The organism is Metapseudomonas otitidis, from assembly GCF_900111835.1.
In the GTDB taxonomy this organism is placed as follows: Bacteria; Pseudomonadota; Gammaproteobacteria; order Pseudomonadales; family Pseudomonadaceae; genus Metapseudomonas; species Metapseudomonas otitidis.
The window spans coordinates 141,260-158,296 of record NZ_FOJP01000009.1; the positions used below are offsets into that span (position 1 = coordinate 141,260).

A 17,037-nucleotide genomic window follows, 5' to 3' on the forward strand; every position below is an offset into this window, starting at 1 on the left:
CGGGAGGCTCATCCGCTGGAGCGCACACACAAAAACGCCAGCCCGAAGGCTGGCGTTTTCATTTAGCGCGGCGCGACGGGGCGCTTTGCGGGCTTCTTGCCACCGCCCTTGCCGGGCCCGGCGGCCTTCTCCTCGGCGCGCTTGCGGGCCTGGGCTGCCGCCTTGGCCTGCTCGCGCTTGTCCCAGGGCTTGCTGCCATCGCTGCCGCGGGGCGGCAGGCCGGTGTGCTGGGTGAGCACCTTGCCGGTGCTGCCGGCCTTGCGTGTGCCGGCCGTGGTGGAGTTCTTGCGGCGGGCGCTGTGGTACTCGTCGGCCTGGGGCTGGAAGGTGGGGATCAGCTGGTGCTTGGCGTTACCGATCAGGTCGGCGCGGCCCATGCGCTGCAGGGCCTCGCGCAGCAGCGGCCAGTTCTTCGGGTCGTGGTAGCGCAGGAAGGCCTTGTGCAGGCGACGCTGCTCCTCGCTCTTGACGATGGTGACGCCGTCGCTCTTGTAGGTGACCTTGCGCAGGGGGTTCTTGCCCGAGTGGTACATGGCCGTGGCGGTGGCCATGGGCGAGGGGTAGAAGGCCTGCACCTGGTCGGCGCGGAAGCCGTTGCGCTTGAGCCACAGGGCGAGGTTCATCATGTCTTCGTCGGTGGTGCCGGGGTGGGCGGCGATGAAGTACGGGATGAGGTACTGCTCCTTGCCCGCTTCCTTCGAGTACTTCTCGAACATCTGCTTGAAGCGGTCGTAGCTGCCGATGCCGGGCTTCATCATCTTGTCCAGCGGGCCGCGCTCGGTGTGCTCCGGGGCGATCTTGAGGTAGCCGCCGACGTGGTGGGTCACCAGCTCCTTGACGTACTCGGGGGACTCCACGGCCAGGTCGTAGCGCAGGCCGGAGGCGATGAGGATCTTCTTCACGCCGGGCAGTGCGCGCGCCTTCCGGTACAGCTCGATGAGCGAGCTGTGGTCGGTGTTGAGGTTCTCGCAGATGCCGGGGAAGACGCAGGACGGTTTGCGGCAGTGACGCTCGATCTCCGGGTCCTTGCAGGCGATGCGGTACATGTTGGCGGTCGGGCCGCCGAGGTCGGAGACCACGCCGGTGAAGCCCGGCACCTTGTCACGCATTTCCTCGATCTCGCGGATGATCGAGTCGTGGGAGCGGTTCTGGATGATGCGGCCTTCGTGCTCGGTGATGGAGCAGAAGGTGCAGCCACCGAAGCAGCCACGCATGATGTTCACCGAGAAACGGATCATCTCGTAGGCGGGGATCTTCTCCTTGCCATAGGCCGGGTGCGGCACGCGCGCGTAGGGCATGCCGAACACGTAGTCCATTTCCTCGGTGGTCATGGGGATGGGTGGCGGGTTGAACCACACGTCCACCTCGCCATGCTTCTGCACCAGTGCGCGGGCGTTGCCCGGGTTGGTCTCCAGGTGCAGCACGCGGTTGGCGTGGGCGTAGAGGACCGGGTCGTTACGCACCTTCTCGAAGGACGGCAGGCGGATCACCGTCTTGTCGCGGGTCATGCGCGGGCTGTCGAGGATCTGCACGACCTTGGCTTCGTTCGGGTCCTCGACCTCCCCTTTGGCCTGCTCGATGGCGCAGGCTTCGGTGTCCTGGGTGTTGACGTAGGGGTTGATGATCTTGTCGACGCGGCCCGGGCGGTCGATGCGGGTGGAGTCCACCTCGTACCAGCCTTCGGGGGTGTCGCGGCGGACGAAGGCGGTGCCGCGCACGTCGGTGATGCGTTCGATGGCTTCGCCACGGGACAGGCGCTGGGCGATCTCGACCACGGCGCGCTCGGCGTTGCCGTAGAGGAGGATGTCGGCGGTGGCGTCCATGAGGATGGAGCGGCGCACCTTGTCCTGCCAGTAGTCGTAGTGGGCGATGCGGCGCAGGGAGGCTTCGATGCCACCGAGCACCACCGGGACGTGGGTGTAGGCTTCCTTGCAGCGCTGGCTGTAGACCAGGCTGGCGCGGTCGGGGCGCTTGCCGGCGACGCCGCCGGGGGTGTAGGCGTCGTCGGATCGGATCTTACGGTCGGCGGTGTAGCGGTTGATCATGGAGTCCATGTTGCCGGCGGCGACCCCGAAGAACAGGTTCGGCTCGCCGAGCTTCATGAAGTCGTCCTTCGAGCGCCAGTCGGGCTGGGCGATGATCCCCACGCGGAAGCCCTGGGCCTCCAGCAGACGGCCGATGATGGCCATGCCGAACGAAGGATGATCGACGTAGGCATCGCCGGTGACGATGATGATGTCGCAGGAATCCCAGCCCAGCTGATCCATCTCTTCCCGGCTCATGGGCAGGAAGGGGGCGGGCCCGAAGCACTCGGCCCAGTACTTGGGGTAGTCGAACAGCGGCTTGGCGGCTTGCATGTTTTTTGATCAGCTGGCTTTCACGGGGGCGCGGAATATAGCACAAAAAATGTACAAGCCCGACTCCCACGCTTGGTTTTTTGAGGGTGCTTCGGACAGATGACGGCACGATTCGTGCTCCTGTCATGAAGCGTTGATGTCCAATGGCTATACTCCCGCCGATAACAAGATCGCCCGCTTCCACCGGTAACGGGCACACAGGAGCGTGCGGTGTTATCTCGACTCATCCCCCTGATGGCTCTGCTGGGTGTTCTTGGTCTGTGCACGTACGCCGGCGCAGCCCCCTTCACCCTGCAACCCGATAGCAGCGGCCGCACCCTCAACGGCTCCATCGAACTCCTCGAAGACCCCAGCGGCCAATTGACCATCGCCGACATGGCCGACCCGGCGGTGCAGGCGCGCTTCGTGCCGGCCGAGGGGCGTGCTTCGGTGGGGCAGAGCCGCAGCCAGTGGTGGGTGAAGGTGCAACTGGCCCGCGCGCCGGGGGCTCCGGCGCAGTGGTGGCTGGAGAACTCGGGCATCACCGTGTACCGGGTGAGCCTGTTCCTGCCGGACGGCCAGGGCGGCTGGCAGGAGCGCATCACCAGCGAGAGCGTGCCCTTCGCCGAGGGCCGCGACCATGACTACCGGCGCATGGTGTTCCGCCTGCCGCCCATCGACGAGCAGGGGCTGACCTTCTACTTCCGCAGCTACGACCCGGCCGGCAACTCCTTCCCGCTGAAGGTCTGGCAGCTGCAGGACCTGCAGGACCTGCGTGCCACCGAGAACATGGGCTTCGGCATCATCTACGGGGTGATCCTGGCGCTGTTCCTCTACAACCTGTTCATCCTCGTGGCGCTGCGGGACAAGGCCTACTTCTGGTACGTGCTGGCCACCGGCTGCGCGCTGGTGTTCATCCTCAGCATGACCGGTCACGGCTTCCAGTACTTCTGGGGAGACTGGCCGGTGCCGTTCTGGCTGGACCGCATCACCCTGCCCTCGCTGTGGGGCATCTTCGTCATGCGCTTCACCCAGGAGCTGCTCTACACCCGGCGCGGGCTGGTGTGGGCGGATCGGGCGTTCAACACCGGCTGCGTGCTCTATGCCATCGCCATCCTGATCAACGCCTTCGGCTACCGCGCCGAGGGCGCCCTGCTGATCGCCCTGACGCCCATCGTCACGGTGCCCACTGCGCTGGTCAGCGCGGGGGTGCGCTGTTACCAGGGCTTCTTCCCGGCGCGCTTCTACCTGGTGGGCTACGGCACGGTGCTGATCAGCACCGCCGTGCTGGTGATGCGTGCGGCGGGAATCGTGCAGCCCACCAACTTCACGGCCTACATGTTCCCCATCGCGGTGGCGGCCGAGTCCATCCTGTTCTCCTTCGCCCTGGCCTACCGCATCCAGATGCTCAAGCAGGAGAAGGCGGCCGCGCTGGAGCTGGCCGACCGCGAGAAGACTGCGCGGCTGGCGCAGATGCAGGCCAGCTCGGACGAGCTGCAGGCGGCGGTGACCCGGCGCACGGCGGAACTGGCGGCGGCCAACCAGCGCCTCAGCGAGCGGGAGCGCGAGCTGGAGCACGCGGCCTTCCACGACAGCCTCACGGACCTGCCCAACCGTCGCCACCTGATCGACCGCGCCGAGCAGGCCCTGGCCAATGCGGGACGCCGCGAGGAAACGGTGGCGCTGATGCTGATCGACCTGGACCACTTCAAGCCGATCAACGACCGCCATGGCCACGACGCCGGGGACGCGATGCTGCGGGCCATCGGCCACCGCCTGCGCGAGCACGTGCGCGGCGGCGACAGCGTGGCGCGGCTGGGCGGGGACGAGTTCGCGGTGCTGATCTGCGGGCCGGATGCCGAACCCCACGCGCGCGAGATCGCTGAGCGCCTGCTGGCGGAGCTGTCCAAGCCGGTGAGCTACGGCCAGCACGAGCTGACGGTGACCATCAGCATCGGCGTGGCGCTCTACCCGAACCACGCCCGGCAGTTCGCCGGCCTGTACAAGACGGCGGACCAGGCGCTCTACCAGGTGAAGGACCGGGGACGTTCGGGCTTCGCCATATTCGGCGACAACGGCGAGCTGTCCGGCGAGGCCTGCCTGCGCCTGGACGTGCTGAAGGTGCCCACCGGGCTGACCTGAGCCTGTGTGCCCTCCCCGTCAGCTGAGGTAGCGACGGGGAACGCGGGCAGTGACCTTGGTCAGCAGCTCGTAGCCGATGGTGCCGCAGGCGGCGGCCACTTCATCCACCGGCAATTGCGCCCCCCAGAGTTCCACGGCATCCCCTTCGCGGGCCTCCGGCAGGTCGGTGAGGTCCACCGCGAGCATGTCCATCGACACCCGCCCGGCCAGCGGGACGCGCTGGCCGTGGATCACCACGGGGGTGCCGCTGGGGGCGTGGCGCGGGTAGCCGTCGGCGTAGCCGCAGCTGACGGTGCCGATCCGCGAAGGGCGCTGGGCGACCCAGGTGGCGCCGTAGCCAACGCTCTCGCCGGCAGCCACGTCGCGCACGGCGATCAGTTCGGCGGTCAGGCTCATGGCCGGCTTGAGCCCCAGTTCGCGGGCGCTGAGGTCGCTGATGGCGCTGGCGCCGTAGAGCATGATGCCGGGGCGGACCCAGTCCATGTGAGCGGCCGGGACGCTGAGCACGGCGGCCGAGTTGGCCAGGCTGCGCTGGTGGAAATCCAGGTCGAGGACGTCGAGGAAGCGCTCCAGTTGCACCTCGGTGAGGCTGTGGCCGCGCTCGTCGGCACAGGCGAAGTGGCTGATTAGGTTGAGCTCGGCGATGCGTGCGTCGCCCTGCAGGTGGGCATGCCAGGCACGCAGGCTGTCACCGTCGAAACCCAGGCGGTGCATGCCGGTGTCGAGCTTGAGCCAGACGTTCAGCGGACGGCCGATGTCAGACGCCAGCAGGGCGCGGGCCTGGCGCTCGCTCTGGATCACCAGGTCGAGGCCGAGCTGGGCGGCGATCATCACTTCACGCGCTTCGAAGCAGCCTTCCAGCAGCAGGATGCGGGCGCGGTCGTCCAGGGCGCGGACTTCGGCAGCCTCCTCCAGGCAGGCGACGGCGAAACCGTCGGCAACGCCACGCAGCACGCTCACCACTTCGCGTACACCGTGGCCGTAGGCATTGGCCTTGACCACCGCGAACACCTGGCGTCCGGGCGCGCAGCGCTGGGCGACGGCGAGGTTGTGGCGGATGGCGGAAAGGTCGACGGCGGCGATCAGCGGGCGCATGGGCGTGGCTCATGAACGAAAACGGGCGCCCATGATACCTGCAGGGCGCCCGTGTTCATTGATCCACGACGGATGTTGCGAGCCGGTCTACTCGTCTTCGAAGTTGTAGCTGCCGGGGGCGAGGTTCTCGAAGCGCGAGTACTTGCCGAGGAAGGCCAGGCGCACGGTGCCGATGGGGCCGTTACGCTGCTTGCCGATGATGATCTCGGCGACGCCCTTGTACTCGGTCTCGGGGTGATACACCTCGTCGCGGTACACGAACATGATGATGTCGGCGTCCTGCTCGATGGCCCCGGATTCGCGGAGGTCGGAGTTGACCGGACGCTTGTTGGGGCGCTGTTCCAGGGAGCGGTTGAGCTGGGACAGGGCGATCACCGGGCAGTTGAATTCCTTGGCCAGGGCCTTGAGCGAGCGGGAGATCTCGGAGATCTCGTTCACCCGGCTGTCGCCGCTGGAACCCGGGATCTGCATGAGCTGCAGGTAGTCGACCATGATCAGGCCGATCTCGCCGTGCTCGCGGGCCAGGCGGCGGGTACGGGCGCGCATTTCCGAGGGGGAGATGCCGGCGGTGTCGTCGATGAACAGCTTGCGGTCGTTGAGCAGGTTCACCGCGGAGGTGAGCCGCGGCCAGTCGTCGTCGTCCAGCCGGCCGGCACGGACCTTGGTCTGGTCGATGCGGCCGAGGGAGGCGAGCATACGGATCACGATGGATTCCGAGGGCATCTCCAGGGAGTACACCAGGATCGCCTTGTCGCTGCGCATCAGGGCGTTCTCCACCAGGTTCATGGCGAAGGTGGTCTTACCCATAGAGGGACGGCCGGCGACGATGATCAGGTCTGCCGGCTGCAGGCCGCTGGTCTGCTGGTCGAGGTCGTCGAAGCCGGTGGTCAGGCCGGTGATGGCATCGCCGTTGTTGAACAGTTCGTCGATGCGGTCGATGGCCCTGACCAGGATGTCGTTGATGCCTACCGGGCCGCCGGTCTTGGGACGGGCTTCGGCGATCTCGAAGATCTTGCGCTCGGCCTCGTCGAGGATCTCCTCGCCGGTACGGCCCTGGGGGGCGTAGGCGCTGTCGGCGATCTCGTTGCTGATGCCGATCAGCTGCCGCAGGGTGGCGCGCTCGCGGATGATCTGCGCGTAGGCCTTGATGTTGGCCACCGAGGGGGTGTTCTTGGCCAGTTCGCCGAGGTACGCCAGGCCACCGACCTGGGACAGCTGCCCTTCCTTGTCCAGTTGCTCGGACAGGGTGACGACGTCGAAGGGCATGTTGCGCTCGGCGAGCTTGAAGATGGAGCGGAAGATCAGTCGGTGGTCGTGGCGGTAGAAGTCGCCATCGGACACCTGGTCCAGCACCCGCTCCCAGGCGTTGTTGTCCAGCATGAGGCCACCCAGAACCGCCTGCTCGGCCTCGATGGAGTGCGGCGGCACCTTGAGGGCTGAGGTTTCCAGGTCGAACTGCTCGGGAATGCTGATCTCGTTCATGGGCTCGGAATGGAAGGGGGTAGAAAGACAACGGGCACGTCACCGCTTGCGCAATGACGTGCCCGATTGTTGAGCCGGCCGCACCGGAGTGCAAGCCTGCTCCGCCTGGATGGCCCTCAAGCGAGGACCCACCGGGCGCGTCGCTTAGGCGGCTACGACGATCAGCTTGACCGCGGCTTCGACGTCGGTGTGCAGGTGCACGGCCACGTCGTATTCGCCGGTCTGGCGGATGGTGCCGTTCGGCAGGCGGACTTCGGCCTTGGCAACCGGAACGCCAGCGGCGGTCAGGGCGTCAGCGATGTCGTGGGTACCGATGGAACCGAACAGCTTGCCTTCGTCACCAGCGGTGGCAGTGATGGTCACTTCCAGCTCGGACAGTTGGGCAGCGCGGGCTTCGGCAGAAGCCTTCTTGTCGGCAGCCAGTTTTTCCAGTTCAGCGCGGCGGGCTTCGAACGCAGCAACGTTCTCGGCGGTAGCAGCGGTGGCCTTGCCCTGCGGCAGCAGGTAGTTACGGCCGTAACCGGACTTTACGTTCACCTTGTCGCCCAGGTTGCCCAGGTTGGCGATTTTTTCCAGCAGGATGACTTCCATTTGGCATTAACCTCTTAACTTTTAACCTTCACCGTTCGCGGGGCCGGCGCCGTTCTTGCGCGCAAGGCGGCCGCGAAAATCAAACAGGCTGTCGATCACAGCCAACAGACAGATCAAGTTCCCGAGCATCAGCACGGCGGCGTACAACACCACCAGCCAACCGCCCGACAGCTGTTTCTGGGCGATCAGGCCATGCCCCAATGCGATACCGGCGACCAGCAGCGGCACGCTGCACAGCGGGCCGAACATCGCCGCCTCGGGCGACAGTTGCGGTGCCAGCATGGCACCCAGCAACAGCAACACCGCGACGACGGGCGACAGGCGCAGACTCCGGAATTCGCGGCCGAAACCGCCCGGGTTGTACAGCGCCGCCTGCCAGTAACGCGCAAGCACCAGGCAGAGCAGGCTGGTCATCTGCAGCGAGGAGGCCATCACTCCGGTAAGGAGCGGCAACATCATCGCCTGCAACGCGTCGGCCTCTTCGCCCGACGCGGGACTGCCACTCTTGAACTGCGCCATGACCTTGGAAATCTCGGTCGAGAGGGCGCTGATCAATTCGCCATGGGTATGGCCCAGCACCAGGGCGAACACCACCCCGATCACCAGGCTGCCCAGCAGTACATGGTTCCAGGAGGTGGTGGCGCGCAGGATCTGCGCCAGCACCAGCGTCCCGAGCAGGACCAGAAGGGTGCTCGGTTCGCCCAGGTACCACCAGCAGAACGCCGGCAGGACCGCCCAGGCCAGGATGCCGAAGGCATCGCTGAAGCCGCGCCGCAGCAGCACGAGGCCACCTGCGGCCGCACTCAGCCAGAACAACAGTGGAACAGCGGCGGAACCGGCTACGGCCAGTGTCGCCTGCATGCGGCCCCGCATGGTGAATTCAGCCAGTGCGCGCATGCGATCTATCTCTCAGCTTGCCGGCAGTCCGGGATCAACGGCCGTGGCTGTCGGTGTAGGGCAGCAGGGCCAGGTAGCGGGCGCGCTTGATAGCGGTGGCCAGCTGACGCTGGTACTTGGCCTTGGTACCGGTGATACGGCTGGGAACGATCTTGCCAGTTTCGGAGATGTAGGCCTTCAGGGTGTTGAGATCCTTGAAGTCGATCTCTTTCACGCCTTCAGCGGTGAAACGGCAGAACTTACGACGACGGAAGAAACGTGCCATGAACTTGGCTCCTCAATAAGGTCCGGGGATTACTCGTCAGCGTTGTCGCTGTCGTTGTCGCTGTCATCGCCTTCAGCGGCGCTTTCAGTCTCAACGCGCTCACGACGCTCACGGCGCTCGTTGCGGTTTTCCTCGGCCTTGAGCATCTCGGACTGGCCGGTAACGGCTTCATCGCGACGGATGACCAGGTTGCGCAGGACGGCGTCGTTGTAGCGGAAGTTGTCTTCCAGCTCGGCCAGGGCCTTGCCGCTGCACTCGACGTTCAGCATCACGTAGTGAGCCTTGTGAACGTTGTTGATGGCGTAGGCCAGTTGACGACGGCCCCAATCTTCCAGACGGTGGATCTTGCCGCCGTCTTCTTCGATCAGCTTGGTGTAGCGCTCGACCATGCCACCAACCTGCTCGCTCTGGTCCGGGTGAACCAGGAAGATGATTTCGTAATGACGCATAAATGCTCCTTACGGGTTGTAGCCTGCCAACATCGTGGTCAGGCAAGGAGTGAATGTTTCGTTTTGGCTTGCTGGACATCGGGCGTACGAACGCCTGCCGTCGCGGCAAGGGGCGCCATTCTAGAGAAGGGCGCAGGGCCACGCAAGAAAAACTGGTGAATATTTGAACAGCCGCGAAGGACGCGCCGGGACGGCCGAAGTGGCACGCCCCGGCGCGGTTTGCTAGCGGCCGCTGGCGGCGGAAGGCTTGCCGGCGGTGCGCTGGCGTACGGCCTCGAACAGGCAGATGCCGGTGGCGACGGAGACGTTGAGGCTGCTGACGCTGCCGCCCATGGGCAGCTTGACGAGGTAGTCGCAATGCTCGCGGGTCAGGCGGCGCATGCCCTTGCCTTCGGCCCCCATGATCAGCACGGTGGGGCCGGTGAGGTCCTGCTGGTAGATGACCTGCTCGGCCTCGCCGGCAGTGCCGACCGTCCACAGGCCCTTCTTCTGCAGTTTCTCCAGGGTGCGGGCCAGGTTGGTGACGGCCACCAGGGGCACCACCTCCGCTGCACCGCAGGCGACCTTGCGCACCGTAGCGTTGAGGGTGGCGGACTTGTCCTTCGGCACGATGACCGCCTGTACGCCGGCGGCATCGGCGGTGCGCAGGCAGGCGCCGAGGTTGTGCGGATCGGTGACGCCGTCCAGTACCAGCAGCAAGGGCGGGCCCTCGCTGCGCTCCAGCAGTTCGTCGAGCATGTTCTCGCCCCACACCTGGCTGGGGCTGACTTCGGCGACGACGCCCTGGTGGACACCCTCGGCCCATTCATCCAGCTCACGCCGATCCTTGTTGCCGACCGGTACGCGGGCCTGCCCGGCCAGGCCCAGCAGGGCCTGGATGCGCGGGTCCTGCCGGCTCTCGGCCAGCCACAACTGCTTCACGCGCTTGGGGTGGTGACGCAACAACGCTTCCACGGCGTGCACGCCGTAGACCTTTTCCAACTCACTCATGACTTGACCTTGTTCTTGCCGCTACCGGCGGCCTTGGGCTTGGGCGGCCCCTTGCGATGCTTGCCTGGCTTGCTCGCCTTGGCGGCGGGCTTGGCCTTCTTCGACTTGTCACCCCCCGCCTTGGCAGGCCGGGCCTTGCCGGCCGGGTCCTGGCCGTCGGCGCCGAAGGGCGCGGCGCGGGACGAACCCTTGCCGGCCTTGCCCTTGCCTTCGCGCGGCTTCTCGCCGCCCTGTCGGGCCTCGCTGAGCAACGCCTGCTTCAGGGCGCGACTGCGCTTGACGTCGGTATTGCCAAGCATCTCCTCGGCCTGGGCAAGGATTTCGGGCGCCACCGGCGGCAGCGCCTGGACCCTGCCGGCCTTGGCACGACGGGGTGCCACGGCGACGCCGGGAGCCATCTGCTCGGGCTGAAGCGCTCGCGCGGCCTTCTTCGCCTGGGCAGAGGGCTTGCTTCCGCGGCTGCGGGTCTTGGCCCCCTTGGCGGTACGAGGCTCAGCAACCGGCGCGGCCTTGTCGGCCCCGCGTTTCTTGCGGCCGACCGGCGCAGTCAGCACGTTCTCGGACAGCTCGAAGTCGATCTTGCGCTCGTCCAGGTCGACCCGGGCGATGACCACTTCCACCTGATCCCCCAGACGGAAGCTGCGGCCGCTGCGCTCACCGGCGAGGCGGTGATGGATTGCGTCGAAGTGGTAGTAGTCGCCAGGCAGGGCGGTGACGTGCACCAGGCCTTCCACATAGATGTCGGTGAGTTCGACGAACAGGCCGAAGCCGGTGACGGCAGAGATGACGCCGGGGAAGGTCTCGCCCACCCGCTCGCGCATGTACTCGCACTTCAGCCAGTTGGTGACATCGCGGGTGGCTTCGTCGGCACGGCGCTCGGTCATGGAGCACTGCTCGCCGAGGCGCTCAAGAGCCGCTTCGTCGTACGGGTAGATGCGTGCCTTGGGCATGGCGGCGGCGCCGGCACGGCGGACGTGCTCGGTTTCGCGCTTGGAGCGGATCACGCTGCGGATGGCGCGGTGCACCAGCAGGTCCGGGTAGCGACGGATCGGCGAGGTGAAGTGGGTGTAGGCGTCGTAGTTGAGGCCGAAGTGGCCCTGGTTGTCGGCGCTGTACACCGCCTGGCTGAGGGAACGCAGCATGACCGTCTGGATCAGGTGATAGTCCGGACGATCGCGGATGGTTTCCAGCAGCGCCTGGTAGTCGCTCGGCGTCGGTTCGCCCTTGCCTTTATTGAGGGTCAGGCCCAGTTCGCCGAGGAACAGGCGCAGCTTCTCCAGGCGCTCGGCCGGCGGGCCATCGTGCACGCGGTAGAGCGAGGGGATGTCATGGTCCTGCATGAAACGCGCGGTGGCGACGTTCGCGCAGAGCATGCATTCCTCGATCAGCTTGTGGGCATCGTTGCGCTGGGTCGGACGGATCTCGGCGATCTTGCGATCGGCGCCGAAGACGATGCGCGTCTCCTGGGTCTCGAAGTCGATGGCGCCACGCTTGTGGCGTGCGGCCAGGAGCACCTTGTAGAGCTTGTAGAGCTGCTGCAGGTGCGGGACCAGGTGCGGCATCTGCTCGGCGAGTTGCTGCCCTTCCGGGGAGTCGGGCGTCTCCAGCAACTGGCTGACCTTGGTGTAGGTGAGCCGTGCATGGGAGTGGATGACGGCTTCGTAGAACTCGTAGCCGGTCATCTTGCCAGCCCGGGACAGGGTGACCTCGCAGACCATGGCCAGCCGGTCGACCTGGGGGTTCAGCGAACAGAGGCCGTTGGAGAGGACCTCCGGCAGCATCGGCACGACCTTCTCGGGGAAGTAGACGGAGTTGCCGCGCTTGGCGGCTTCTTCATCCAGCGCCGAACCGACCTTCACATAGTGGGAAACGTCGGCGATGGCGACGAACAGGCGCCAGCCGCCGCCCTTGCGAGCCTCGGCGTAGACCGCATCGTCGAAGTCGCGGGCGTCCTCGCCGTCGATGGTGACCAGGGGCAGGTCGCGCAGGTCGACGCGCTTCTGCTTGTCCTTCTCGGCCACTTCGGGCTTGAGCTTGGCGGCCTCCTTCTCGACGGCCTCGGGCCACTCGTGGGGGATGTCGTAGCTGCGCAGGGCGACTTCGATCTCCATGCCGGGCGCCATGTAGTCGCCCAGTACGTCCACCACTTCACCCTGGGCCAGGCGGAAGGCGCTCGGCCATTGCTCGATGCGCACCTGGACGAACTGGCCGTGGCGTGCACCGCCCCGCTTGTCGGGAGCCACCAGCACTTCCTGCTGGATCTTGGGATTGTCGGCGACCACGCGGCCGATGCCGCTCTCTTCGAAGAAGCGGCCCACCAGGGTCTCGTGGGCGCGCTCGATGACTTCCACCAGCGCACCTTCACGGCGGCCACGGCGGTCGTGGCCGGAAACACGCGCGAGGGCGCGGTCGCCGTCAAACACGAGGCGCATCTGGGCGGGGCTGAGGAAGAGGTCGTCGCTGCCATCATCGGGGATCAGGAAGCCGAAGCCGTCCCGGTGGCCGCTGATGCGGCCGCGTATGAGGTCGAGCTTGTCCACCGGTGCATAGGCACCACGGCGCGTATAGATAAGCTGGCCATCACGTTCCATGGCACGCAGCCGGCGCCGCAGGGCTTCCAGCTCGTCGTCCGTGGTCAGGCCGAACTCTTCCACCAGCTGCTCGCGGCTGGCGGGCGCGCCACGTTCGTCGAGGCGCTGCAGGATGAGTTCACGGCTGGGAATGGGGTTGTCGTATTTTTCCGCTTCGCGTGCGGCCTCGGGATCGAGGTTTTGCCAATCGGCCATCAGTTGGGAATCACCTTTTCATTCATAGGTCGGCTTGTCATGTAGCTATTGAAGCGCGAAATCCAATCGTCGGTCAGCTTTCGCCAGAGAATAATTTTTTTCGGGGTCAGGGGTTTACAAGCAAAAACCCGAACCGTATAGTTCGCGCCCACAACGTTGCTGACGTTGTAGTGTGAAGACGGTGAGCAATCATCGCACGCAGTGCCCAGGTGGCGGAATTGGTAGACGCACTAGGTTCAGGTCCTAGCGGTGGCAACACCGTGGAAGTTCGAGTCTTCTCCTGGGCACCACTCTTCAGAAACACGACAATGCGTCGGATTTCAAAATAGGGACGCAGCACTCCCTGTCGACACAGTCGATCAAGTGCAGCAAAAGTCGATGAGTAATCATCGCAAAGTGCCCAGGTGGCGGAATTGGTAGACGCACTAGGTTCAGGTCCTAGCGGTGGCAACACCGTGGAAGTTCGAGTCTTCTCCTGGGCACCACTCTTCAAGACAAAGCCGAGCAATGCTCGGCTTTGTGCTTTCTGGCATTCCCTCATCACGCCTTGAACTGCCCGAGACTGGACTTGAGCTGGGCCGCCAGGCCATCCAGCACGCGCCCGCTGCTGGCCGTGGCCGCGACAGCCTCGGCTGCAAGGCGCGCCTCGGCGTGGATGACATCGACCCGCCCGCGTACCGCCCCCGCTCCCTCGGCCTGATGCTCAGCCGCGCGCGCCGCAGTCCGTACCGCCTCGTGCACACCTTCGACCGCCTGCTGGACGCTCTGCTGCAGGCGCTCGCTGTCCCGCAGAGCGTCGATCCCCTCGGCAGCCCGCGCTCGGGCCTGGGAGATGGCAGCCACCGCCTCCTGCGCACCTTTTTGCAGCGCACCGATATGAGCCTGGATGTCACCGGTGGATTGCTGGGTCTTGCTGGCCAGCGCCCGGACCTCATCGGCGACCACGGCGAATCCGCGACCGCTCTCCCCTGCGCGCGCCGCCTCGATTGCAGCGTTGAGCGCGAGCAGGTTGGTCTGCTCGGCAATACCGTGGATCACCGAGAGCACGACTTCGATCTGCTCGCTTTGCCGCGCCAGGCGCTCGATGACTTCGGAACCGTTCTGGACCCGCTCCTCCAGGGTTTCGATCAGCCCACCTACCTTGCGAGCGATCGCTGCACTGTCCTGGGTGGCTTGGCGAATCTCGCCGACCTGCTGGAGCGCGGTCTGCATGGCATGGCTCTCGGCCTGGGCCTCGGCCGCCATCTGGCCCAGAGCCTCCAGGCTGCCGGCGACTTCGTTGCGCTGCCGATCAGCGGCAGCCTCGGCCACCCTACTGCGCTCCGCCAGGGAGCGGATCTCCGAACCGGTGCGCACCGCCACCTCGCCCGCCTCACGGACGATCGGCTGGAGCTTGTCGATGAAGCGGTTAACCGCACCCGCCATCTCCCCCACCTCGTCACGGCTGTCGATCTGCACGCGCCGGGTCAGGTCGCCCTCGCCTGCCGCCAGGTCATTCAACGCGGATATGAGCAGGCGCAGGCGATTGACCACCCGATGCCCCAGCACCACCGCTAGGACCAGCAGCACGCCAAGACCGACCAGCACAAGCGCCAGACCGATGCGCCAGCGCAACTCATGGGCGGCGCCCTCGACGGTGTTCTGGGCACCGGTGCTCATGCTGCTGGCTGCATCCTGGGCAGACTTCAAGCGCGCCGTGAGTACGGCGGTACTGCCGGTAGCCGCCCCCGCGAGACTCTGGGCCACGAGGTCGCCGCTGCTGGCGATGAGGGCACTGAAGCGACTGTCCAGGGCTTTCAACTGGGTTTCGACGGAGGCGGTGGAAACGCCGAGGCGCACCTTGCCGATCTCCACTCCGTTGGGACTGATGGAGGCCTCGACCAGATAGACAGAAGGGTCGTGGGCCGCTGCATCCAGGACCTTGTCCAGCGCGCGCTCACCCTGACCTTTGTCCAGCAGGGCCTTGATGACTTCGTTCTCGCGATTGAGGTAGCGGGTCAGGTGCTGACCCTGGGCATCGTCGTAGATCACGAACAGCACATTGGGGTTGCGCTGGGCGCGCCGAGCGAATTCGGAAAGGGTGGGGATATCGCTGTCCCACATGGCGCGAGGTGCTACGGCCGCCAGCAGTTGGGCCAGGTCGTTGGCGGATGCCTTCAGGCTCTGCTCGAGGGATTCGCGCAGCTGCCCCTGCTCGGCCTTCAACCGCTCGGAAAGGGAGGCGCTCAGGCGCTCGCGGGTCTGGGTGGAGAGACTGGAAAGGCTTCCCGACACCTCCTGCCCCGCCTGGGCCAGTTCTCCGGACAGGCGCTGGGTGTCATCCCCCAGGCGCTTGCCAAGGTCCGTGACCAAGGCATCGACCGTGCCCCGAGTCAGTGCAACAGCCACCACCACCTGCACCAGCAGGGCGATTCCGAGGGCGATAAATACAGGCCGCAACAGGCGGCTCTGCAGGAGGGAAAGGATGGCGGACACGACGATTACTCCTCAACGACCGTTCTGGGTTAACGGCGACTTCCGGGATTTATATAGGTCCTCAGCAAGGGGCATGCCGCAAATTTTTGAAACCCGGCCCATGGAGTGTGGCTGCGACGGGGCGGACGCGCGGAGGGGAAGGAGAAGGGGTCGACGAACGGTCGCTGTCTCGCAAAGAAAAAGGGCCGCATCAGCGGCCCTTTCTCGTTCATCGCACTCAGGCGTAGGGATGGCGCAGGACGATGGTCTCGTTGCGATCCGGGCCAGTGGAGATGATGTCGATGGGCGCCCCCACCAGCTCTTCCACGCGCTTGATGTAGGCGCGGGCGTTGGCGGGCAGCTCTTCGAGGGACTTGGCCCCGACGGTGGACTCGGTCCAGCCCGGCATTTCCTCGTACAGCGGCTGCAGGCCGATGTAGCTGTCGGCATCGGTCGGCGCGTCGTCCAGCAGGTTGCCGTTCTGGTCCTTGTAGCCAGTGCAGATGCGGATGGTTTCGAGGCCATCCAGCACATCCAGCTTGGTCAGGCACAGGCCGGAGATGCTGTTGATCTCGATGGCGCGGCGCAGGATGACGGCATCGAACCAGCCACAACGACGGGCACGACCGGTGGTGGAACCGAACTCGTGGCCACGCTTGGCCAGGTATGCACCGGTGTCGTCGAACAGCTCGGTGGGGAACGGGCCGGAGCCGACACGGGTGGTGTAGGCCTTGGTGATACCGAGGATGTAGTCCAGGTACAGCGGGCCGAAGCCGGAGCCGGTGGCGGTACCGCCAGCGGTGGTGCTGGAACTGGTCACGTAGGGGTAGGTGCCGTGGTCGATGTCCAGCAGGGAGCCCTGGGCGCCCTCGAACATGATGTAGGCGCCCTGCTTGCGCAGTTCGTGCAGGCGGGCGGCGACGTCGGTGATCATCGGCTTCAGCAGCTCGGCATAGCCCAGGGCTTCGTCGAGGGTCTTCTGGAAGTCGACGGCCGGCTCCTTGTAGTAGTTCTGCAGGACGAAGTTGTGGTAGTCCAGCAGCTCGCCCAACTTGGCGGCGAAACGCTCGCGGTGGAACAGGTCGCCGATCCGCAGGCCACGGCGGGCAACCTTGTCCTCGTAGGCCGGGCCGATGCCACGACCGGTGGTGCCGATCTTGGCGTCACCACGCGCCTTCTCGCGCGCCTGGTCGAGGGCCACGTGGTACGGGAGGATCAGGGTGCAGGAGGGGCTGATGCGCAGGCGCTCGCGAACCGGTACGCCTTTCTCCTCGAGCTTGGTGATCTCGCGCATCAGCGCGTCCGGCGCCACAACCACGCCGTTGCCGATCATGCACTGCACGTTCTCGCGCAGGATGCCGGACGGAATCAGGTGCAGGACGGTCTTCTCGCCATCGATCACCAGGGTGTGACCTGCGTTGTGGCCGCCCTGGTAGCGCACGACAGCTGCAGCCTGGTCGGTCAGCAGGTCGACGATCTTGCCTTTGCCCTCATCACCCCACTGGGTGCCCAGGACCACGACATTCTTACCCATAACACTTGTCCTCTTC

General features: G+C 65.8%; 12 protein-coding genes and 2 tRNA genes. 3 read left to right on the top strand and 11 right to left on the bottom strand.

Translation table 11 applies throughout. From position 1 onward, the window contains the following. Window positions 1-62: 62 nt before the first annotated feature. A complete protein-coding gene (locus BM198_RS13320; RefSeq protein ID WP_044401200.1) occupies window positions 63-2,357 on the bottom strand; it encodes a YgiQ family radical SAM protein in 2,295 nt (764 codons plus the stop codon). Between the two features lie 234 nt (window positions 2,358-2,591). Here BM198_RS13320 and BM198_RS13325 point away from each other — a divergent pair, with 234 nt between their 5' ends. Then, window positions 2,592-4,478 (top strand): diguanylate cyclase, encoded by a 1,887-nt coding sequence (locus BM198_RS13325; protein WP_139233621.1) that lies wholly within the window; start codon window positions 2,592-2,594, stop codon window positions 4,476-4,478. An 18-nt stretch (window positions 4,479-4,496) separates the two neighbouring features. Here BM198_RS13325 and alr read toward each other — a convergent pair whose 3' ends face one another. The 8 genes from alr to rnr form a co-directional block, all read right to left on the bottom strand. Continuing rightward, window positions 4,497-5,573, bottom strand: a complete 1,077-nt coding sequence (alr, locus tag BM198_RS13330; protein ID WP_074970522.1) for an alanine racemase — start codon at window positions 5,571-5,573, stop codon at window positions 4,497-4,499. 87 nt (window positions 5,574-5,660) lie between these two features. After that, window positions 5,661-7,055, bottom strand: coding sequence for a replicative DNA helicase (dnaB, locus tag BM198_RS13335; protein ID WP_044401194.1), 1,395 nt, complete (start codon window positions 7,053-7,055; stop codon window positions 5,661-5,663). Between the two features lie 144 nt (window positions 7,056-7,199). Continuing rightward, entirely contained in the window at window positions 7,200-7,646 is a 447-nt protein-coding gene (gene rplI / locus BM198_RS13340) for a 50S ribosomal protein L9 (RefSeq protein WP_044401193.1), read from the bottom strand. Window positions 7,647-7,667: 21 nt separating this feature from the next. Then, window positions 7,668-8,543 (bottom strand): hypothetical protein, encoded by an 876-nt coding sequence (locus tag BM198_RS13345; RefSeq protein ID WP_044401192.1) that lies wholly within the window; start codon window positions 8,541-8,543, stop codon window positions 7,668-7,670. A gap of 34 nt (window positions 8,544-8,577) precedes the next feature. Continuing rightward, window positions 8,578-8,808, bottom strand: a complete 231-nt coding sequence (gene rpsR, locus BM198_RS13350) for a 30S ribosomal protein S18 (protein WP_003452992.1) — start codon at window positions 8,806-8,808, stop codon at window positions 8,578-8,580. A 29-nt stretch (window positions 8,809-8,837) separates the two neighbouring features. Further along, window positions 8,838-9,257, bottom strand: a complete 420-nt coding sequence (gene rpsF / locus BM198_RS13355) for a 30S ribosomal protein S6 (protein ID WP_044401190.1) — start codon at window positions 9,255-9,257, stop codon at window positions 8,838-8,840. Window positions 9,258-9,479: 222 nt separating this feature from the next. Next, window positions 9,480-10,247, bottom strand: coding sequence for a 23S rRNA (guanosine(2251)-2'-O)-methyltransferase RlmB (gene rlmB / locus BM198_RS13360; RefSeq protein ID WP_044401189.1), 768 nt, complete (start codon window positions 10,245-10,247; stop codon window positions 9,480-9,482). After that, window positions 10,244-13,033 carry a ribonuclease R gene (gene rnr, locus BM198_RS13365; RefSeq protein WP_074970524.1) on the bottom strand — a complete coding sequence of 930 codons (2,790 nt, stop codon included), beginning with the start codon at window positions 13,031-13,033 and terminating at the stop codon, window positions 10,244-10,246. Before rnr ends, rlmB begins: the two co-directional genes overlap by 4 nt. Window positions 13,034-13,236: 203 nt before the next feature. Between rnr and BM198_RS13370 the strand changes: the two genes are divergently transcribed. Next, window positions 13,237-13,323, top strand: a tRNA-Leu gene (locus tag BM198_RS13370). A gap of 108 nt (window positions 13,324-13,431) precedes the next feature. Then, window positions 13,432-13,518 (top strand) — tRNA-Leu (locus BM198_RS13375). A gap of 55 nt (window positions 13,519-13,573) precedes the next feature. Here the strand turns inward: BM198_RS13375 and BM198_RS13380 are convergent. Together BM198_RS13380 and BM198_RS13385 are read right to left on the bottom strand one after the other, a co-directional pair. After that, window positions 13,574-15,508, bottom strand: a complete 1,935-nt coding sequence (locus BM198_RS13380) for a methyl-accepting chemotaxis protein (protein ID WP_074970526.1) — start codon at window positions 15,506-15,508, stop codon at window positions 13,574-13,576. A 217-nt stretch (window positions 15,509-15,725) separates the two neighbouring features. After that, the gene (locus tag BM198_RS13385; RefSeq protein ID WP_044401184.1) at window positions 15,726-17,021 is read right to left on the bottom strand and encodes an adenylosuccinate synthase; all 1,296 of its coding nucleotides are present in this window, start codon (window positions 17,019-17,021) and stop codon (window positions 15,726-15,728) included. Between the last annotated feature and the right edge of the window lie 16 nt (window positions 17,022-17,037).